Annotated in this window: 17 protein-coding genes; 7 read left to right on the top strand and 10 right to left on the bottom strand. The window is 69.0% G+C overall.

Annotated elements, in window-relative coordinates; translation table 11 throughout:
- Window positions 1-742 precede the first annotated feature (742 nt).
- The gene (locus ACFFRH_RS32340) at window positions 743-1,264 is read left to right on the top strand and encodes a helix-turn-helix transcriptional regulator (protein ID WP_344743395.1); all 522 of its coding nucleotides are present in this window, start codon (window positions 743-745) and stop codon (window positions 1,262-1,264) included.
- A gap of 126 nt (window positions 1,265-1,390) precedes the next feature.
- Here ACFFRH_RS32340 and ACFFRH_RS32335 read toward each other — a convergent pair whose 3' ends face one another.
- From ACFFRH_RS32335 to ACFFRH_RS32320, 4 genes are all read right to left on the bottom strand, one after another.
- Window positions 1,391-2,470, bottom strand: coding sequence for a lysylphosphatidylglycerol synthase domain-containing protein (locus ACFFRH_RS32335; RefSeq protein WP_386161198.1), 1,080 nt, complete (start codon window positions 2,468-2,470; stop codon window positions 1,391-1,393).
- Window positions 2,471-2,609: 139 nt separating this feature from the next.
- Window positions 2,610-3,566, bottom strand: a complete 957-nt coding sequence (locus tag ACFFRH_RS32330; RefSeq protein ID WP_344743397.1) for a UbiA prenyltransferase family protein — start codon at window positions 3,564-3,566, stop codon at window positions 2,610-2,612.
- A 19-nt stretch (window positions 3,567-3,585) separates the two neighbouring features.
- Window positions 3,586-4,632, bottom strand: a complete 1,047-nt coding sequence (locus ACFFRH_RS32325; protein ID WP_344743398.1) for an NAD-dependent epimerase/dehydratase family protein — start codon at window positions 4,630-4,632, stop codon at window positions 3,586-3,588.
- Window positions 4,626-5,933: an aspartate aminotransferase family protein gene (locus tag ACFFRH_RS32320; protein ID WP_344743399.1), complete on the bottom strand. Its 1,308-nt coding sequence runs from the start codon at window positions 5,931-5,933 to the stop codon at window positions 4,626-4,628. Before ACFFRH_RS32320 ends, ACFFRH_RS32325 begins: the two co-directional genes overlap by 7 nt.
- Here ACFFRH_RS32320 and ACFFRH_RS32315 point away from each other — a divergent pair.
- From ACFFRH_RS32315 to ACFFRH_RS32290, 6 genes are all read left to right on the top strand, one after another.
- On the top strand, window positions 5,895-6,101 hold the full coding sequence (locus ACFFRH_RS32315; protein WP_344743400.1) for a hypothetical protein: 207 nt from the start codon (window positions 5,895-5,897) through the stop codon (window positions 6,099-6,101). The genes ACFFRH_RS32320 and ACFFRH_RS32315 overlap by 39 nt on opposite strands.
- A gap of 382 nt (window positions 6,102-6,483) precedes the next feature.
- Entirely contained in the window at window positions 6,484-7,515 is a 1,032-nt protein-coding gene (locus ACFFRH_RS32310; protein WP_386161197.1) for an aldo/keto reductase, read from the top strand.
- 260 nt (window positions 7,516-7,775) lie between these two features.
- Window positions 7,776-8,432, top strand: a complete 657-nt coding sequence (locus ACFFRH_RS32305) for a class I SAM-dependent methyltransferase (RefSeq protein ID WP_344743402.1) — start codon at window positions 7,776-7,778, stop codon at window positions 8,430-8,432.
- Between the two features lie 71 nt (window positions 8,433-8,503).
- The gene (locus tag ACFFRH_RS32300; protein ID WP_344743403.1) at window positions 8,504-9,604 is read left to right on the top strand and encodes an endonuclease/exonuclease/phosphatase family protein; all 1,101 of its coding nucleotides are present in this window, start codon (window positions 8,504-8,506) and stop codon (window positions 9,602-9,604) included.
- A 23-nt stretch (window positions 9,605-9,627) separates the two neighbouring features.
- Window positions 9,628-10,794, top strand: a complete 1,167-nt coding sequence (locus ACFFRH_RS32295) for a glycosyltransferase (RefSeq protein ID WP_344743404.1) — start codon at window positions 9,628-9,630, stop codon at window positions 10,792-10,794.
- Entirely contained in the window at window positions 10,787-11,809 is a 1,023-nt protein-coding gene (locus ACFFRH_RS32290; RefSeq protein ID WP_344743405.1) for a glycosyltransferase family 2 protein, read from the top strand. Before ACFFRH_RS32295 ends, ACFFRH_RS32290 begins: the two co-directional genes overlap by 8 nt.
- Before the next feature lie 182 nt (window positions 11,810-11,991).
- Here ACFFRH_RS32290 and ACFFRH_RS32285 read toward each other — a convergent pair whose 3' ends face one another.
- From ACFFRH_RS32285 to ACFFRH_RS32260, 6 genes are all read right to left on the bottom strand, one after another.
- The gene (locus tag ACFFRH_RS32285; protein ID WP_386161196.1) at window positions 11,992-13,647 is read right to left on the bottom strand and encodes a penicillin-binding transpeptidase domain-containing protein; all 1,656 of its coding nucleotides are present in this window, start codon (window positions 13,645-13,647) and stop codon (window positions 11,992-11,994) included.
- 254 nt (window positions 13,648-13,901) lie between these two features.
- A complete protein-coding gene (locus tag ACFFRH_RS32280; protein WP_344743407.1) occupies window positions 13,902-14,720 on the bottom strand; it encodes a PIG-L family deacetylase in 819 nt (272 codons plus the stop codon).
- A gap of 197 nt (window positions 14,721-14,917) precedes the next feature.
- On the bottom strand, window positions 14,918-16,201 hold the full coding sequence (locus ACFFRH_RS32275; protein ID WP_344743408.1) for a Gfo/Idh/MocA family protein: 1,284 nt from the start codon (window positions 16,199-16,201) through the stop codon (window positions 14,918-14,920).
- 109 nt (window positions 16,202-16,310) lie between these two features.
- The gene (locus ACFFRH_RS32270; RefSeq protein ID WP_344743409.1) at window positions 16,311-17,573 is read right to left on the bottom strand and encodes an ABC transporter substrate-binding protein; all 1,263 of its coding nucleotides are present in this window, start codon (window positions 17,571-17,573) and stop codon (window positions 16,311-16,313) included.
- Between the two features lie 34 nt (window positions 17,574-17,607).
- The gene (locus ACFFRH_RS32265) at window positions 17,608-18,468 is read right to left on the bottom strand and encodes a carbohydrate ABC transporter permease (RefSeq protein ID WP_344743410.1); all 861 of its coding nucleotides are present in this window, start codon (window positions 18,466-18,468) and stop codon (window positions 17,608-17,610) included.
- Window positions 18,452-19,432, bottom strand: a complete 981-nt coding sequence (locus tag ACFFRH_RS32260) for a carbohydrate ABC transporter permease (RefSeq protein WP_344743411.1) — start codon at window positions 19,430-19,432, stop codon at window positions 18,452-18,454. The genes ACFFRH_RS32265 and ACFFRH_RS32260 overlap by 17 nt, the downstream gene beginning before the upstream one ends.
- Window positions 19,433-20,099: the final 667 nt, after the last annotated feature.

The following is a 20,099-nucleotide window of genomic DNA, read 5'->3' as shown; positions in this document are numbered from 1 at the left end:
CGGTAGCCCGTCCCTCACCCCCGATGGCCCTCGATAGTCCCTGCGGGGTTTCCCGCCCCCGGACCACCCTTGACATCATCCGTCACAAATGTTGAATCTGTAGAAGTCAGAGAGCGCTCTCCCAATGAAGGAGGAACTCGGGTGACGCACGAGGGGGCAATCATCCAGCCCGGCACCGCGGCGGGCGTCACGAGAGACATTCCGGACGGCGACTCCCGCACGGTCACCCAGCCGCGTGACATCGATTACGGTCTACCTTAAACAAATACGCGCGTCCTTTATCGCCATCCTGCCGAGGATATTCCGGCAAGGAGGCATTCGCAAGCCGTTCCATCGACCGCGGAATACGGCCCGACCTCCGATCCGAAACCGTACGGCCGCGACCGCGACAGCCGGTAAGGCGCTGATACGTAATCCCCTTAAGGGTGACCGTAAACTTCACAAAACATAACCGGGCATCCGGAAGCGAGGCGCCGTCCGCATGCTGGACGAATTTAGTTCCGTTATTGCAACATCTTGACCTTGTGCCCATAATGAACGAGTGAGGCAATATCCGCCCAAACAATCGGGGGCCGGAGTGATAGAACAAAATCGAGGATCGGGCGTCAAGATTGCAGACCAAAAGCTTAACGTCGGAATAGTCTCCGAGAATGAAATACTCCGTTTCGGGCTGAGGGTCGCCCTCACCGATCTCAAGGTGGTCGAGAGCCTGAGGGAGCTTCGGCCCAATAACGCGACATCCGTGAACGAGACGTTCAGGTCTCTCGACGTCGTCATGGTCTCCTACACGGAATGGGCGACGGCCCAGCGGGTCGTCTCCGCCGCCCACGCCTCTGACGTGCGGGTTCTCGCCTTCATCGACGACACGAGCGCCAAGGATCCCGAGAAGCTGGTGTCCCTGCGGCCCGACGGGTTCATCCTGCAGCGCGAGCTGAACAAGGACACGCTGGAGGAGGCCCTGGTCAAGGTGTCACGGAGCGAGGCGGCCGTTCCCGCCGAGATCATCTCGGAGGTCTTCGACTCGGCGGCCCGCGCGCTGAAGACGTCACACCTGCGCTTCATCGAGCTGACGTCGAGGGAGAAGTCCGCCCTCGAACTCCTCGCCGACGGCCTCAGCAACAAGGAGATCGCGAAAAGTCTCAACATTTCCCTGCACGGCGCGAAACGCCTTGTCGGGAATATACTCCTCAAGCTTAATTGCCCCAACAGGACCCAGGCCGTCGTTCTCGCGATGCGTTACGGTCTGGTCGGCGAGGGAAAATAGTGCGACTTCCCGGATGAGCCCTCCGCAGCGGGCTTTTCCATCCGATCTTTTCGAACGACTCTTTTCGAACGACAGCTTTCCCACACGGGACTCCTCGGGGGGACGCGCTTTCCTCACGGCTCCGGATCAGGGGGTGGCGCCCACCCCCTTTTCCCGTTCCGGCGCCCGCGCCGGCATCCGGGAACGGCTCTCCCCCGGTGAATCCTCCGATGATTCCCGCGGTTCCCCCGATGCCAAGGAGACCTCGGACAAGGACGACGGTGAGGCGGAAACCACTCCCGGTGATTGTGCTCCCCCCTTCCCGGCTCGCACCCGCAGCTGGGCGACGCCGAGCACGGCGGCCGCCAGGCCCACCTCGCTGACAGTGCACACCAGCCGGCTGGTGAGCACGATGGTGCCCGCGACGGGAAGAGGCAGCACCGTCGTCAGGGCCGCCAGCAGGATCGCCTCGCGGACGCCGAGGCCGTCGGGGACGAGCACCATGAGGTGGCCCGCCACGACGGCCAGGCCGAAGGAGCCCACGCATATCACGTACGACCGCAGCGGCGGGGCGCCCGCCGCGAGGGCGAGGAACCAGAGGTGGTGGCCGGAGACCAGCCAGGAGAGCGTCTGCAGGACGATCGCCAGGCGCACGGCCCGGTCCGAGGTCCTGGTGAGCGGCCCGGGGCGTCGCAGCACCCGGGCGGCGGCCGTGGCGACGCGGTGCGTGAGGTCCGGGCGGATGACGCACGCGACGACCGGTATCGCCGCCAGCCCCATCCACGCGCCGTGCTCGCCGAGGACGGCCGGCGCCGCGACCAGGCCCGTCGTGAGCCCCGTCAGGGTTCCGACGGCTATGTTGACCAGGTAGACCGTCGCCGTCCTCGCCGGTGGGATGCCGCTCGCCTTTCCCATCTGAATGTTGGCGAGAAGCGCCCAGACCCGGCCGGGCACGAACTTGGTCATGAATCCCACGAAGAAGATGCGGGCCACCGCCCACATCCCGACCGGTGCCCCGGCACCGACGATCAGCGCCCGCCACGACAGCATGCCGAGCAACAGTCCGGCCGCGTTGGCGACGAGCCCGGCGCCGACCAGCGCGAGTGCCCTCGGCTCCGCGAGGGCGGCGAGCAGCGACCAGTCCTGCTCACCGACCGTCACGGCGACGAACACCGCGACGGTCAGCACGGCCAGGAGGGTCAGTACCGGGCGAATCTTTTTGATCATCTTTTCACCGACGGAGCCGGTCGGACGGACGGGCGTACGCGAAGGGACAGACGGTCGCGGACGGACGCGCGATCGCGAGCGGACGTCGCCGAGGCCGGCGGTCCGTCCCGGGACACGAGGTCACCGAACCCGCCGGGGGTCATGGCAGCCACCCCGCACCCGCCACATGCCCGGTGACCACCAGGGCCGCGAGCAGCGCGGCGGTCAGCAGGGCGGTGAGGACGATCGCCCGGTCACGCAGCAGCGCCCGTACCGGGTCTCCCCCGGCCCGGTGGACGGCGAGGATCTGCAGGTACCGGAAGAGGCCGAAAAGGCCGAGGGGGGTGAGCAGCAGCGTCGCCAGGTCGTCGAAGTCGGACGCGGGCGGGGTACGGCTGAGGAAGAACAGGAACGCCACCGCGGTCAGGCCCGCGCTGAGGGTGAGCATCTGGTCGATCAGGCCGGGCGAGTATCCCGCCAGCGCCGGCCGGTGGGTGGCCCCCGAGTCCTCCAGCTCCCTGCGGCGCTTCCCCAGGATCAGCATGAGGCAGAGGAAGAACACGCACAGGAGCAGCCAGGTCGACGGCGTCACGTCGACGGCCCGGTACCCGGTGACGATGCGCAGTTCGAAACCGAGCACCACGGCGAAGAGGTCGAGGAGCGGCACGTGCTTGAGCCAGGTGCTGTAGAGGACGTTCAGCACCAGATAGCCCGCGACCGGCCAGGCCAGCCGGGGGACGACCAGGACGAGCAACGTGGCCAGGACCCCGGTGAGGGCGCAGCCGAGGGCGACGGCCAGCGCCACCGAGACGTGCCCGGCCGCGATCGGGCGGCCACACTTGACCGGGTGGCTGCGGTCGCGCTCCCGGTCGGCGATGTCGTTGCCGATGTAGACCAGGGCCGACGCCAGGGTGAAGACCACCACCGCGACGGCGAGCCGCGCCACCGAGGCCGGCGTCCAGGCCGCGGGTGCCACCAGGGGAAGCGGTACCACCAGCAGGTTCTTCAGCCACTGGTGGGGCCGTACGAGAACGAGCAGGTCACGCGACAGACTCCGGCGTGACGACGCCGGGGGGACGGCCAGTGCCGGTGGCAGTTCCAGCGGTGTGCTGGACATACCTCACCTCCGGGAACGCTCAGAAGAAGACCTTGGACAGTGCGAGCACACCCTGGCTCCAGGGGTCCCTGCTGGTACGGCCGGTGGCGCGGCCTCCCGATTCGACCCGGTTGCGCCGCCACCAGTCGTAGGTGCCCAGGATGGCGTCCCGGTTGGAGAGGCGGGGGGTGAACCCGAGCCGCTCCCGTGCCTTGTCGATGCTCACGTACGAGTCGGCGAGCAGCTTGTGCAGCAGCCTGCCGTACACCGGGGAGAGCCTGCAGCGCTCCAGGAGCCGCAGCGCCCCCACCGCCGGGCGGCCGGGCACCGAGATCACCCGCCCGCCGTGGCCCGCCGCGTCGAGCACCGCCTGGAAGTCCTCCCGGATGGTGCCGAAACGCGCCGCGCCCAGGTTGTAGGTGTCGTTGGCGACGTCGTCGGGAGCGGCGATGACGGTCGTGACCGCGTCGACCAGGTCCTCGAGCCCGAGCATCTGGATGCGTACGTCACCGCGTCCGAGGACCGGGAAGTCGCGCCCCTCCTCGGCCCACTCGAAGAGCATCGAGAACAGGCCCATGCGCCCCGCGCCGAGGAACGTCTTGGGCCGCAGGACGCTCACGCACCGCCCGCCCGCGCGGTGCTTCTCGGCGATCTCCTCGGCCTCGGCCTTGGCGGCGCTGTAGGTGTCGACCGGTTCGCGGGGATGCTCCTCCGTCGTGGGCACCGTCTTCGGCAGCCCGTACACCGCGGTGGACGAGATGTGGACGACCCTGCGCACCCCGGCGGCGTCGGCCGCGCGCAGGACGGAGGCGGTGCCGTCGACGATGATGGACCGGATCTGCTCGGCCGGGTAGCTGGGGAGCGCCGCCGCGCAGTGCACGACCGTGTCCGCTCCCGCGAGGGCCTCCGACATCGCCCGCGTGTCGCGGATGTCGGCCACGCGCGAGGTGAGACCGGGGGCAGGGGGGATCTCGCGCACGTCGATCCCGCACGGGGCGGCCCCGTCGGTGAGGAGGCGGCCGACCAGGTGCGAGCCGAGGATCCCCGCGGCTCCCGTCACCACCACGCGCGCGGAGGGGTTCACCACAGTGAGCTCACCTTCTCCTTGAGGAAGCGGGTCAGCAACCGGGGCAGGCCCTGCGCGAGGGTGGCGTCCAGCGCCTCCAGGAAACGTTCCATGTCCGCCGGTTCCGCCACGAGCGGCGGGCCCACGACCAGCGGGCTGCGGCCGTTGAGGGTGTAGTAGGCGTAGACGTCGTGCTCGTGGTAGAGCGTGTCGATCACGGAGCACGCGACGAGCTTCGTGCGCAGTTGCGGGTCCTTCAGGGGCGAGAACCTCCCGGCCAGGTCGAGCAGCTTGGGGCCGCCGGACAGGAAGATCCCCCACAGGGCTCCGGCCCCGCGGACCTCCTCGACGTAGTCGGGGTGGGATTTCTGGACACGTTCGAGCCCTGGCCGCAGGACGCGGTCGAGGTCCCTGGCGCGTCCCGCGTAGTCGTCCTCGATCGCGATGTTGACGGCCTCGATGGCGGTGGCGGTCTCCTCGCCGAACCCGTAGTACGTGGTGCTGGTGCTCTGCATCAGGGCGTCGGACATGTTGTCGTACGCCCTGCGGAACACCGGTTCCCTGGTGATGAACGCGGATATCGAGGACTTCCCGCCGCCGAAGGACTTGGACGTCGTCAGCACGTCGGGAACGAGGTCCGGGTAGCGCGTGAAGTAGAAAAGGCTCCCGGTCTTTCCCCATCCGGTGTAGATCTCGTCGAAGACGAGGATGATTTTCTCCTCGGTGCAGATGTCCCGCACCCCGCGCAGGAACTCCTCCGAGCACCAGTTCATGGTCGAGGCGCTGAAAGGCTCGATGAGCAGGGCGTACACATCGCCGCGATGAGCCCGTACGGCGGCCCGGACCGAATCCAGGTTCCCGTACTCGAAGGTGACGATTCCCGGAATGGTGGGGAAGTCGAAACGGTTCTGCGTGCTGCCGGTCAGGCCGCCGGAACCCAGGAGCTTTCCGTGGAAACCGATATCGGACCTGAGAATGGTGTTGCGGCGGCCACGGTGATATTTGTAGGCCATTTTCACGGCGCCCTCGACCGCCTCGGCACCCGAATTGGGGAAGAACGACATGTTCAGGTCGCCGGGCAGGATCTGGGCGAGGTTGTGTCCCAGGGCCGCGAGATAGGGCGAGAAGTAGGTCTTGTGGACCTCCATCCGGCGGTCTCGCTGGAACCTGGTACGGGCGGCCAGGATGCGCGGGTGGTTGTGGCCGTGGTTGAGCACCCCGACACCACCGGTGAGGTCGAGGACGCGCCGACCGTCCTTGAGGTGCAGGTACGCGCCCTCGGCGTGGTCGACCAGCTCGCGGCCGAAACCGAACGAGGTCATCAGCGAAACCTGGCTGCGGTTGATGTACCGCCGGTACAGATCATGGATTTGACCGATACCAAGCTGTTCGGTCTGTTCCAGACTGAGAAGCTCGGACATGTGATTCCCTTCTCCACCGACGGGCGTCCCCCGCCGGCCACCGAACCGAATCCGAACGTGGGCGCGTGAACGCACGCGAACGAGGTGAAGACCTGGTGAGGACAGGGGACGCGGAGCAAGAACGCAGCGAATCGTCATGGTCGTGGCGGGCGTTTACGAGGTGCCGAGGCGCCGGGGTGTTAGCGGGGATCTCGCGGACGTGCGATGTCCGGCGTTCGGAAACATCACCCAGCACCGGGCGAACCGGATATCCGACCCGTTGTGCAGCACCAAAAGCATGACCAACCACAATCCACCACGCGAGGTGCGAACGCTCGCTCGAAGGAGGTAGCCGTTCGGCCAGTCCCGCCGGAGAAACGACCCTTCCGATTTTCCTTTTGGGGTTGACCTGGAGTCCACTCCAGCGGGAAAAGTGGACACCGTGAATCCCGACGACCTTGGAGAGCGGACAATGAGGCGGATCATCGGTCGCAGCGGTATCGAGACCAGCGCGCTCGGCATGGGGTGCTGGGTGATCAGCGGCCCGTGGAAGGGCGGCGACGACCAGTTCGGCTGGGGCGCGGTGGACGACGACGAGTCGATCCGCACCATCCACCGGGCCCTCGATCTCGGGGTGACCTTCTTCGACACCGCGAGCAACTACGGCGCCGGGCACAGCGAGTCGGTGCTGGGCCGGGCTCTGGCGGGGCGCCGCGAGGAGGTCGTCGTGGCCAGCAAGTGGGGATGGACCTTCGACGAGCGGACGCGCGAGGCCGGCGGCTCGGACGCCAGCCCCGCCTACCTGCGCGAGTGCCTTGAGGGGTCGCTCCGGCGGCTCGGCACCGACTACATCGACCTCTACCAGCTCCACATCAACGAGTTGCCGATCACCGAGGCGCTCGACCTGGTCGAGACGCTTGAGGACCTGGTGGCCGACGGGCGGATCCGGTCGTACGGCTGGAGCACCGACAACGCCGAGCACGCCAGGGCGTTCGCGATCGCGGGGGCGCACTGCACCGCCATCCAGCACGACATGTCGGTGCTGCGGGACGCGGCCGACGTGATCGCGGTGTGCGAGGCGACCGGTCAGGCGAGCATCAACCGGGGTCCGCTCGCGATGGGCCTGCTCAGCGGCAAGTACAACGACGGCCGTACGGTGGGCCGCGACGACGTTCGCAGCCAGAACTTCGACTGGCAGATCTACTTCAGGGACGGCGCGATCGCGCCGGAGTGGCTGCCCCACATCGAGGCCGTGCGCGAGCTGCTCACCTCCGGCGGCCGTACGCTCGCCCAGGGCGCCCTCGCCTGGCTGTGGGCCCGGAGCGAGACGACGATCCCGATCCCCGGTTGCCGCACCGTCGCGCAGGTCGAGGAGAACGCCGGAGCGCTCCAGTACGGGCCGCTCAGCCGGGACGAGTTCGCCCAGGTGGAGGAGGTGCTGAAGGACGCGCGGAGCACCCCTGACACGAAGCCCCTCGGCGAGGAGACCCCTCTGAACGGCTGACCCCGTCCGGGCCGTGCGGGACGCGGGGCACACGGTCACCGCGGTGCCGGGCACGAACCGGCACCGCGTGGGCTGGCCGAACGGCTACCTCCTTCGAGCGAGCGTTGGCGCCTCGCGCGGGCGGATCACCGTTGGTCATGATTCGGGGGTCGCCGCGGCGTGGCCGGGACGCCCTTCCGGTCTCGGACGCCGTGGCCCCCGCGATGACCGCCGGCGACCACGCCCCGGCGGCTCACGACGCTGGAAAAGGAGCCTCACCGATGATCGGAGTTCCCTCGCGCCCGCTCAAACTGCTCCCCGAGTCCGCGCTGCTGCGTTCGAGCCCGGTGGACCATCCCGACTGGAACTACCGGCCGCTGCTCGGGACCGTCCAGCGGCTGCGCTTCCAGATCGTGCTGGAGATCCTGGGCGACAGGCGCTACGACCGGCTGCTGGAGATCGGCTACGGCAGCGGCGTGTTCATGCCCGAGCTCGCCGGACGCTGCGACGAGATCTACGGGATCGACCCGAACTCCAGGCCGCGTGAGGTGGCCGAGAACCTCGCCCTGCACGGCGTCAAGGCCGACCTGACCCGGACGGGCGCGGAATCCCTGCCGTACGAGGACGGATACTTCGACTGCGTGGTGGCGGTGAGCTCGCTGGAGTTCGTGCCGGACATCGAGGCCGCCTGCCGGGAGATACGGCGCGTGCTGCGCCCGGGGGGCACGCTCGCGGTCGTCACCCCGGGTGACACGCCCCTGTGGGACCTCGCTCTGCGGGTGGCGACGCGGGAGAGCCCGAGCATCTTCGCGGACCGGCGCCAGAAGCTCCAGCCGGCTCTGCGCTCGCACTTCAGGCTCGCCCGCGAGGTCAGGATCCCCCGCCTCGCCTGGAAGGCGGTGCGGCTGTACACGGGCCTGCACCTGCGGACGGACTGACCGGACGGACTGACCGGACGAACCGCGACCGAACGGCAGACGGCGAGACGGCAGGACGGGCGAGGGAGAACATGACCACGGACCAGGTACCGGCCGCGAGCCCCGTACCGGACACCCGCCACACACCGGCCGCGGGCCGTTCCCGGGCCCGCCGGTGCCTGGGCACCCGGCTGCTGGTGGCCGGAACCGCTGCCTGGACGGCGTTCGTGGCCGCCCACGTGCTGCTGACCGGCCGCTGGTGGTTCTGGCTCGTCGTCGAGTCGATGCCGCCGGTGACGCTGGTCGTCGTCCCGCTGCTGCTGCTCGCCGTCACCCCCCTGGCCCGCCCGGTACGCCGCAGGCTGTCCGTCGTCCTGTCGGCCCTGCTGCTGCTGGGCGCGCAGCTCGCCGGTGTCAGCCCGCTCGGCCTGGCGCGGGGGGGCGGACCCCCCGACGGCGCCCTGAAGATCTTCTCCTGGAGCACCGACGTCTGGGAGATGAGCGACGACCCCGTTGAGTTCTACGACTACCTGCGCGCCCAGCGGGCCGACGTCTACCTGCTGCAGGAGTATCTGCACTGGGGGGACGGGCCGCTGCGGGTCGACGACCTGGCACGGGTCCGCGCGGCCTTCCCCGGCTACCACATCGTCACCGAGGGTGAGCTGATCACCATCTCCCGGCTGCCGATCGTCGCGACGTACCCGAGGAGAACCTCGCCGACCGGCACCGACTGGTACTGGCGGGGAAACAAGGCCCTCCGCGTCGACGTGCGGTCCGGCACCGGCGTGCTGTCCCTGTACAACGTGCACCTGCCGGTGCCGATCAGAACCGAGCGCAGCCCGCTGACGGCGGGTTTCTACGAGTTCGTCCGCGACCAGTATCACCGCAGGCGGGGCGAGTTCGCGGCGCTCAGCGCCGACCTGGCGCGCAACCCGAACCCGGTGGTGGTCGCCGGGGACTTCAACTCCGCCTGGATGAACCTGATCCCGCCCGGCGAGGGCCTGCGGCGCCTCGATCCCGAGGGCTCGGTGCTCCCGCTGACCTGGCCGACGTCCTCCTTCGCCATCCCCCTGCCCCGGCTGTGGCGGCTGGACTGGGTCTTCACCACCGAGGAGGTTCGGGTGTCCCGGTACCGCCTCGTGCCCAGCATCTCCGACCACCTCGCCCAGGAACTGTACGTGTCACCGAACTGACGAACTGACGAGAAGGAGCCTCGATGCGGACAGCCGATCGGTTCGACGTCACGGTCGCACTGGACTACTACGCCCCCTACGTCAGTGGGCTCACCGAGTCGGCCCGGATGATCGCCGAAGGGCTCGCGGCCCGGGGCTGGCGGGTCGCCGTGGCCTGCGCCGGGCACCGTCGCGAGCTGAGGCGGTACGAGCGGATCAACGGCGTCCACGTGTTCCGCGCGCCGGTCCTCACCTCCGTCAGGAAGGGCGTGCTCAGCCCCGGCCTGCCCCTGCTGGCGTCCCGGCTGGCCGCCCGCTCGTCGCTGCTCCACCTGCACGTGCCGATGCCGGAGGCCGCCGTGGTGGCCTGGTTGTCGCGCTCGGTGCCGACGGTGACGACCTACCACATCGACGCCTTCCTGCCGCCCGGCCTGGTGAACGCGTTCGGGATGCGCGCGGCCGACAGCTCGGCGCGCGTCGCGCTGCGGCGCTCCGACCTCGTGGTGGTCAACAGCCACGACCAGGCGAGGGGGTCGAGGCTCTGGCCGGTCCTGAGGCGGCGCGCGGTCCGCGACATCCCCGCCCCGTGCGCCGACCGGAGCGGGGGCGACCCCTCCTACCGGGACGGGAACGGGCTGCACGTGGGGTTCATGGGCCGCGTCGCCGAGGAGAAGGGCATCGAGTATCTCCTGCGCGCGTTCCTGGCGATCGACGACCCGAAGGCCCGGTTGCTCATCGCCGGCGACTACCAGGCCGTGGCGGGCGGCAGCAACATCGACCGGCTGCGCGTGGAGGCCCGTGACGACACGCGGATCCGGTTCCTCGGCATGCTGCGGGACCGGCAGATCAACGACTTCTACGCCTCCATCGACGTGTTCGCCCTGCCCTCGATCGCGGAGTCGTTCGGCATCGTCCAGGTCGAGGCGATGATGGCCGGGGTGCCGTCGGTCACCACCGACCTGCCCGGGGGCCGGTATCCGGTCCTCGCCTCCGGTTTCGGCAGGGTCGTCCCCCCGCGTGACCCCGAGGCGTTGCGCCTCGCCCTCCTGGAGACGGCGGACATGCCGGTGTCGCGGCGCGCGGAGGGCAGCGCGAGGACGACCGAGCTGTTCGGCGGGGAGACGTATCTCGACGCCTACGAGGAGGCGTTCCTGTCGCTGACCTCGGGCCACTCCACCCAGCCAAGAAGGACGAGGAACTCGAATGCCTGACACCGCCCCCCGAGTCTCGGTCGTCATCCCCAACTACAACTACGAGAAGACACTGGGCAAATGCCTGGAGTCGGTCTTCGCGCAGACCATGCGGCCGTACGAGGTCATCGTCTCCGACGACGCCAGCACCGACGGTTCGTGCGAGGTCGCGGCGCGGTTCCCCTGCCGGGTGGTGCGCGCGCCGCACAACAGGGGGGTGTCCGCGGCGCGCAACGCCGGGGTGGCGGCGAGCACGGGGGACGTCCTGTTCTTCGTCGACTCGGACGCGGCGCTCGCCCCGGACGCGATCGAGAACGCGGTCCGGCTGCTGGAGGAGAACGAGCGGTACGGGTGCGTCCACGGCATCTTCGCGCCGGAACCGCTGATCGACGACGGGCCGGTGGAGTGGTACCGGACACTCCACACCTATTACGGACGCATCCGCGGCATCGGTCCCACCGTGACGGCCCATTTCGTCGCCGCCGCGATGCCCAGGCACGTCTTCGAGGAGATCGGCCCCTTCGACGAGAATCTCCGGGACATGGAGGACATCGAGTACAGCGACCGTCTCTCGGAGAAGTACGAGATCCTGCTCACCGACCAGGTGGTGATGTACCACGACGAGGCGGACCGGCTGCTGCCTCTCCTGCGCGAGCAGTACCGGCGCGCGCAGCTGCTGGTCCCGTTCGCGGCGGCGCACCGCAGCCGTCCCGGCACGCTGTGGCTCAACAGCCGCACCGGTGTGATGGCCGCCGCGTTCACCATGGCCACGCTGCCCGCCCCACTGCTGTCCCGCAGGCTGGTGGCGCTGCCGCTGGCGGGTCTCGCGGTCTTCTCCGCCGCCGACCCGAAACTCTCCCGCTTCGTCCTGAAGCAGCGGGGGGCGGGGTTCCTCGGCTACTTCACCGCGATCCACTTCGTGGTCAACGCTTCGATCGTCGCGGGGGCCGGGGTCGGCGCGCTCCGCTCGTTCGCCAACCGAGGATTCGGACGCCCGTCGGCACGGACCGACTCGAAAAGGACCGACCCTGCATGAACCCCCTCGACACTGACTGACTCGGTATGAGCCGGTTCGACGCACACCGGTACGGCACGAACCGACATAAAGCTGACTGACACGGAGCGGACTGACGCGAAGCGGACCGGCTCGACGCGCACCACCGGCGGCAAGCCGGGCGACACAGATGATGTGAGCGTGCCCGGAACGCCGGGAGCGCGTCAGAGGGCGTTCAGGAACCTCGCGGCGATCGGCGCCGCGACCTTGCCCCCGGCGCCGCCGTGCCGCACGAACACCGCGAAGGCCAGGGAGTCCCGGTAACCGATGAACCAGGCGTGGTCCCCGCCGCCCTCGACCTCGGCGGTGCCGGTCTTGCCCGCGGTGCCCGGCGGGAGCCCGGCCTGGGAGGCCGTGCCCTGGGTGACCACGGCGCCCATCATCGTCCGCAGGCTCGCGGCCACCCCCTCGTCCAGCGGCACCGGGGCCGGTGAGTCCGCGGGAGGCTGCTCGGTCAGGATGGCGGGCTTCCAGACACCGCTCGCGACCGCGGCGGCGACCTCGGCCATGCAGAGCGGGCTCGCCTGCACCGAGTTCTGGCCGATGGCGTCGGACCCCAGCTGGTCCGGGCTCCCGTACGGCTGGATCCGGCAGGAGCTCAGCCCCGGCTTCTCCCGGAAGCCGAAGCGGTCGGCCGCCTCGGCGCGCAGCCGGTCGTCGCGCAGCCGCTCGTACGTCTGCTGGGCGAAGGTGGTGTTGCAGGAGAGCGCGAAGGCCGTGGTGAGGGCCACGCTCCCGTGGTCGACGCCGTCGGAGTCGCTGAAGCTCCTGCCGTTCGGGATGGTGTAACTGGCCGGGCAGGCGACCTGCGAGTCCGGGGTGAGACCGGCGCGGAGCAGCGCGGCGGCGGTCACGACCTTGAACGTCGAGCCGGGCGGGTAGAGGCCGCCGAACGCCTCCTTGCCGCCCAGCGTGTCCGCCACCGCGCGCACCTGGGCCGTCTGGACGTCCACGGCCACGATCGCGGCGGACTGCGCGACACCGTCCAGGGCGCGGGCCGCGGCGGCCTGCACGGGCTGGGAGATCGTGGTCCTCGTCCCCGAGGACGGCGGGGGCGCGGAGGCGAGCAGCACCCGGCCGGAGGGCCTCTCCTCCAGCTCCAGGTCGACCGCCATGTCACTCAGCCCGCTGAAGTAGTGGCCCGCCCTGCTGTCGCGGGGGAACGGCTCCCCCTCGCGGGTCAGCGTGGCCGGGCGCCGGACCTCGGTCTCCTTCAGCCGCAGGCTCCCGCCGTCCTTGAGCGAGCGGTGCATCGTCTCCGGGCTCCAGCGCACCTTCCACACCCCGAACCGCAACTCCAGGCGCAGGACGGAGTCGAACGGCCAGTCGCCCAGCCCGTCGACCTTCCGCACTCCCCTGAAGGACATCTCGGCCGCCTCCTCGCCGTGGCGGCGCAGCTCGCCCGGCGTGAGCGAGAGCGACGAGACCCGCAGGTCGGCGTCGAACCCGCGGTGCCGGGTGCCGAAGTCCGCCGGGGGGTCGACGACCATGCCCGCCATACTCGCGAAGTCGCCGCCCTGCCAGGCGTTGAGGTAGTTCGCCGCGGTCGTCTCGGGGCCGCCCTGCGGGATCGGCGTGACCGGGGTCAGCGTGACCAGGTTCGGGGGCGGCGAGACGGGCACCGGGCTGGGCGCGTTCCCCGCCCTCGTCACCGTCGCCCTGACCTTGGGGGTCTCCGCGTCGTCGGCGTCACCGGCCGGCGTGGGGCGCGGCGACGGCGAGGCCACCACCGCTCCCGGGGCGGCCACCACCCCGTACACGCCGAAAACGAGGATCGCGGTCGCGGAGAAGATCAGTACGAGGAGCCGTCGATCACGCATGCCGTTTACTCCCCCGGGTTTGCAGAATTGCATACCAGAGAAAAGATCGTAAAGGTGATGAGAAGCAGTGAACCAGGGTTTTCCGGACTTCGGTATGACACCGTAGCCCTCGGCGGGACCGCCCGCGACGGCGCACCGTCCCGTGGAGACCGCCCGCCTCGTGGAGACCGCCCCGAGAGCCGTTCGGCGGGGGCGGCCCCCTTCCCGGACACGTCTTCCCCGCGGAGGACGTCTTCCTGGCGAAAGCCGCCTTCCTAGCGGAGGCCGTCGAAGAGGTCGTCCTCGCGGTCGGCCGCGGCGGGGACGCGGTTGATGTGGCGGATGAAGGTCTCGTGCTCGAACACCCGGTGCTGGGCCTCGGCGGGCATGCGCAGGAAGAAGATGCTGTCCCCCTGGCTCGCGTGCGCCTTCAGCGCCTTGAGCTTGCGCTCCACCTGGGCGGACACGTCGACCACGGTGGTGATCTGCTCCTCGGGGACACCGAAGTCGTCGGAGGGCTCGAAGTCCTCCGGGGCGTCACCGGTCGAGCGGAGATACTCGAACAGCTCGGCCATCCGCTCGCGGGCCACGGCCGTGTAGTAGAGCTTGCCGGGAATGCCGCTCGCCTCGGCCGCGGCCACCGCGATCCGGTGGGCCTGGATGTGGTCGGGGTGGCCGTAGCCGCCGTTCTCGTCGTAGGTCACGACGACCTGCGGGCGATAGTGCTCCATCAGCGCGACGAGCCGGCCGACGGCCTGCTCGAAGGGGACGTTGGCGAAGGACTCCGCCGCCTCGTTGGCGGCCCAGCCGACCATGCCCGAGTCGCGGTAGCCGAGCAGCTCCACGTGGGAGATCCCCAGATGGGCCGCCGACTCGCGGAGCTCCTCCAGGCGCAGCGCGCTCACCGCCGCCTCGTCGTGACCGGGCTCCCCCGGCTTCACCCCGCCGGGACCGTCGCCCTGCTCGCCGTTCGTACAGGTGACCAGGACGGTACGGACACCCTCGTCCGCGTACCTGGCGAGGATCCCGCCGGTGCTGATCACCTCGTCGTCGGGGTGGGCGTGAACGGCCATCAACGTCAGCTTTTCATCCATAAATTTCGCACCATTCCCGAAAAAGCCCTGCGGACCGGCCCACTCTACGGCGACCGCCGGGGCGCCGGAGCCGGTAGGACGTCCTCGTCAGGAAGTCCTCGCCGAGCAGGGCCGGTCCGCGTGCCGGGTGCCGCCGCCCTCCAGAAGCGCGGCCGTTCTCCAGAAAGGCCGCCGTTCTCCAGAAGCGCGAAGGAGGGTCAGCCCGCGTACCGGGTGCCGTCGTCCTCCAGGAGGACGGGGGCGCCGCTCGCGGCGGACCGGTTGGCCGAGACCCCGACCATCACGCTGGCGACGCCCGCGCGGTGCCCGGCCTGGCGGCCCAGCGGGTCCTCGCCCGCGCCGCGGAAGACGTCGTCCAGCATGAGGGCGTCGCCGCCGCCGTGGCCGCCCGCCCCCGAGGAGATCGCGATCTCCTCGGGCTCCTGCCAGTGCCGCTGCAGGACGAGCCGCTCGGAGGTGCCGGTGGCGTGCGCCTTGTCGGCGGCGGTCGGGTCGATCGCGGCCCGCGGCGGGGTCCAGGCGCGTTCGACGACCTCCAGCTCCAGCCGCCCCTCGGTGCCGTTCATCGCGACCCGGTAGCCCTCGAAGGGGCCGTGGGCGTTGAGGGAGTAGGTGAGCGCCGCCCCGCGGGAGTAGCCGACGAGGACGGCCATGTTGTCCTCGATGGTCACGCCGTCGTCGAACACGTCCTGGTCGCGGATGTAGCCGTCCTCGTGCTCGGCGTCCAGATAGAGGCGCTTGAGCCTGGGGTCGGCGGAGATGTCGAGGAGGTAGGGGTCGGTGCCGAGCTCCGGCGCGCCGTGGGCGCGTCCCGGCCGGTCGCGCAGACCTCGGGCGCGGGCGTTCTCGGCCCCGTAGAACCGCAGCGACGAACGGGCGTAGACGGAACGGGCGGTGTCGGCCAGCCACCAGTTGACCAGGTCGAAGTGGTGGGTGGACTTGTGCACCAGCAGGCCGCCGGAGTTGGCCTTGTCGCGGTGCCAGCGGCGGAAGTAGTCGGCCCCGTGGATGGTGTCCAGCACCCATTCGAAGTGCACGGAGGTGACGTCGCCGATCGCCCCGTCGGCGACCAGCCGGCGGACGGCGCTGTTGCGCGGCGAGTAGCGGTAGTTGAAGGTGACGATGAGCCGTCCGGTGCTCCGCTCGGCGGCCTCGGTGATGGCCGCGCAGTCCTCGGCGGTGGTGCACAGCGGCTTCTCCACGATGACGTCCTTGCCCGCCTCCAGCGCGGCGACGACGTAACGGGCGTGGGTGGCGTCGACGGTGGCGACCACGACGGCGTCCGCGAGCTGGAGCATCTTGCCGAACTCGTGCGGCGCGAAGCACGGGACGTCGCGCCCGATCCGGTCGAGGTAGTAGCCGATCCGGGTCCGGTTGACGTCGCAGAGGGCGACGATCTCACCGGTGTCGCTCCACTCGCCGAGCAGCGCGTCGATGTACAGCTGTACCCGGTGGCCGAGCCCGACGAAGGCGTATCGCATCAGGGACTCCATCAAGAGAGTGGTGAGAACGGGAGTGCCGTACGGCTCGGCGCGAGCCGTACGGCACGTCAGCGGATCCCGGCCGCCGCCGGCTACTTGGTGATGGCGGCTACTTGGTGATGGCGGCGTTGGCCTCGGTGAGGAAGGCCCGCGCGGCCTCGTCGGCGGAGGTCTTGTTGAACAGCACCGAGTCGGTGGCGCGCTTGAGGATGTCCTCCATCTCCATGGCGCCCTTCGGCGGGATCGAGATCGGGCTCAGCTCGCTCCTGATCGAGTCGATGAAGGCCAGCACCTTCTGGTCGGTCGGGGTCAGCTTGTCCTTGATGGCGGCGACGACCTTGGCGTTGGTCGGCAGGCCGCGGTCGCTGAGCAGGATGGCACCGGCCTCGGGGTCGTTGACGAGGAAGTCGACGAACTTCTGGGCGGCGTCGGCCTGCTGGGTCTTGGACGAGATCGTGTAGTACATCGCCGGCTGCAGGAACATCCCGGCGGTGGTCGCGCCCTCGGCCTTCGGCATCCGCAGCAGGTCGAGCTCCTGGCCGGAGCCCTTGCTCAGCGCGGTGAGCTGGTTGCTCCACCAGCTGCCGAACGCGCTGGCGTTCGTGGCGAGCAGGGCCTGGTCGACCTTGGTCCCGGTCTCCAGCATCAGGGCGGCGTCCGGACCGGCCTTGGTGGAGATGATCTTCTGCAGGAGGGCCCACCATTCCTTGATGGTCTGCTCCGACAGGCCGATCTTGCCGTCCTTGTAGAACTGCTCCCCGCGCTGGGCGGCGAACAGCTGCAGGAAGGCCGGGTTCTCGTTGTACTCGGTGCCCCAGACCTTGCCGTCACCCTTCTGGGTCACCTGCTGGGCGAGCCCGATGTATTCGTCCCAGGTCCAGGTCGTGTCGTCGGGGACCTTGAGACCGGCCTTCTCCACCGCCGCCTTGTTGACGATCATCGGGAAGGTGTTGACGCCGGTCGGGATGGCGTACTGCTTGCCGTCGACCTGACCGGCCTTGAGCACATCCTGGTCGAGGTCGGCGGTGTTGACCTTGCCGTTGAGGTCGGCGAGGGTGGCGCGGCCGGAGTACTCGGCCAGGCCGCGGATCTCGATGGACATGACGTCCGGGGCGTCGCCGGCCGCGGTCTTGGTGGCCAGCTTCTCGTAGTAGCTGTCCCAGTCGGAGAAGTCGCCTTCGATGTCGATCGTCGGGTTCTTCTTCTCGAACGCGGCGATCGCCGACTCCGTCAGCTTCTGCCGGGCGTCGCTGCCCCAGTACGAGAAGACGACCTTCGTCTTCCCGCTGGACTCGCCGCTGTCGTCGCTGCCACACGCGGTGGCCGACACGGCGATCAGGGTGATGGCGGTGGCCGCCAGGATGCGCTTCATCGAGATACCTCCGGAAGATGGGGGATGGGAGGGGTTACTTGAGACCGGTGGTCGCCATGCCACGGACAAGATACTTCTGGCCCGCGAGGAAGAAACCGAAGATCGGGCCGAGGGAGATGATCGACATCGCGAACAGCGGGCCCCAGGAGGACTCGCCGCTGGAGTCCATGAACTGCCGGAGCGCGACGGGAACGGTGAGGTTGTCGGAGTTGGTCAGGTAGAGGTTCTGGGTGAAGAAGTCGTTCCACGTCCAGATGAAGGTGAAGATCGCGGTGGTCGCCAGCGCCGGGACGCACAGCGGCAGGATCACCCTGACGAACGTGCGCCAGTAGCCCGCGCCGTCGATCGCCGCCGCCTCGTCCAGCTCCCGGGGAAGGGTGCGGATGAACTGCACCATCAGGAAGATGAAGAACGCGTCGGTCGCGAGGAACTTCGGCGCGACGATCGGCCAGATCGTGTTGATCCAGTCGATCTTGGCGAACACGATGTACTGCGGGACGACCGTGACGTGGTGCGGCAGCATGATCGAGCCGAGCATGATCGCGAACCACATCTTCTTCAGCGGGAACTCCAGCCGGGCGAAGGCGTAGGCCGCGAGCGAGCAGGCGATCAGGTTGCCGAGCACCGCCAGCGCGGTGAGGACCGCCGAGTTCCACAGGTAGTAGCCGAAGGAGTGCTTGAGGGCGTCCCAGCCCTCGGTGTAGTTCTCCGCCGTCACCGCGGTCGGCATCAGCCCCGGCTCCCGGAAGATCAGCTCCTCGGGCTTGAACGAGCTGGAGACCATCCACAGCAGCGGGTAGAGCATGAACAGGCCGGCGCCGATGAGGAGGACGTGCCTGAGCAGGCGCGGGGCGGGCCGGAACAGGACCGGCACGCGCTTACTTGTCGTCGCCATAGAAAACCCAGAATCGAGACATGAGGAAGTTGACACCGGTCAGCGCGGCGATGATGAGCAGCAGCACCCAGGCCATTCCGGCCGCGTAACCCATTTCGTAGTTCTTGAAGCCCTTGATGTAGAGGTAGAGCGTGTAGAAGAGGGTCGAGTCGACCGGCCCGCCGTTTCCGCCGCTCACGATGAACGACTGGGTGAAGGACTGGAACGACTTGATCACCTCCAGCACCAGATTGAAGAAGATGATCGGGGTGAGCAGCGGCAGGGTGATCGAGCGGAAGTTCCGCCACCTGCCGGCGCCGTCGACCGAGGCCGCCTCGTACAGGCTCTGCGGGATCTGGCGGAGGCCCGCCAGGAAGATGACCATCGGGGCGCCGAACGTCCAGATGTGCAGGACGATCAGCGTCCACAGCGCGGTGTCGGGACTGGTCACCCAGCCCTGCCCCTCGTAGCCGAACAGGCCGAGGAACGAGTTGACGATGCCGTCGGTCCCGAAGATCTTCCGCCAGAGGATCGAGATCGCCACGCTGCCTCCGAGCAGCGACGGCAGGTAGAAGATCGAGCGGTAGAACGGCAGGCCGCGCAGGCCCTTGTCCAGCACGAGCGCCAGCGCGAGGGCGAAGGCCAGCTGCAGCGGGACGGACACCAGCACGTAGGTCGTCGTCACCTGGAGCGACGCCATGAACCGGTCGTCCTGGGTGAACATCTTCACGTAGTTGTCGAACCCGACCCACTTGGCCTCGGTCAGCAGGCTGTAGTCGGTGAACGACAGGTAGAGCGAGGCGATCATCGGGCCGAGTGTGATCGCGAACAGGCCGATGAACCAAGGGGCCAGGAACAGATAGGCCGCCCGCGCCTGCGATCGGCTGCGGTGGCTTTTGAGACGCCCGGGTTGGGGGGCGCCCGCCTTCTCCGGGGGCGCGACCGGCACCTCGGTCGTCCCCGCCGGTGCGGGACTCAGCGTCATCACTGGCCCTTCGGGGAGTTGGTGAATGGGATGCGCTTTTCCTATAGCTTCACAAACTAAGACGTCAACCCTTTGCAGTGAGCTAGCTCACGAATCGTAACCTTCGGTTTTGTTGTTATCGCAGCTCAGGCGGGTTATCCCTTATCAGAGGCCTGATGGAAAAATCTCGCTCGAACACGAGTTAGTACAACCGATTGCAGTAGCGGACCGTGATCCGTCCTGGGCGGGACGGGCGGGAAACGCCTGGTGGCCGCCCTCTCCGCAAGGCGTCCACGCGAAGCGCGCCACTCCCGCGAACACCCCTCGGCGCACGCGGTACGCCAGGCCGTTGCACGGTACGCCGGGACGGTGCGGCTCCCCGGGATGTTGCGGGGTTCCGAGGCCTTCCCGGGGAGCCGGAACCTCGGCGAGACCGGAGAGGCGCCTTCCGTCGAAGCCGTCACGTTCACGGAGGAGCGGAGGAGCCAGGGAACGCAGGAGCCGGAGAAGACAGGGCCGGAGAACACAGAAACCCGGGAACGCAGGAGCCAGGGCACGCAGAACCCGAGCATGCGGAAACCCGGGCACGCGGAAACCCGGGCACGGAGCGAACGCAGGAATCACCCGCGCCGGACCAAGGCTCGGCCGGGCAGACCGCAGGAAAGCCAAGCAGATCGGATGAAAGTCG

This window comes from Streptosporangium vulgare, from assembly GCF_042428775.1.
In the GTDB taxonomy this organism is placed as follows: domain Bacteria; phylum Actinomycetota; class Actinomycetes; order Streptosporangiales; family Streptosporangiaceae; genus Streptosporangium; species Streptosporangium vulgare.
Note: the sequence above shows the minus strand (reverse complement) of the source record. Positions and strands in the feature narration are given on the sequence as shown.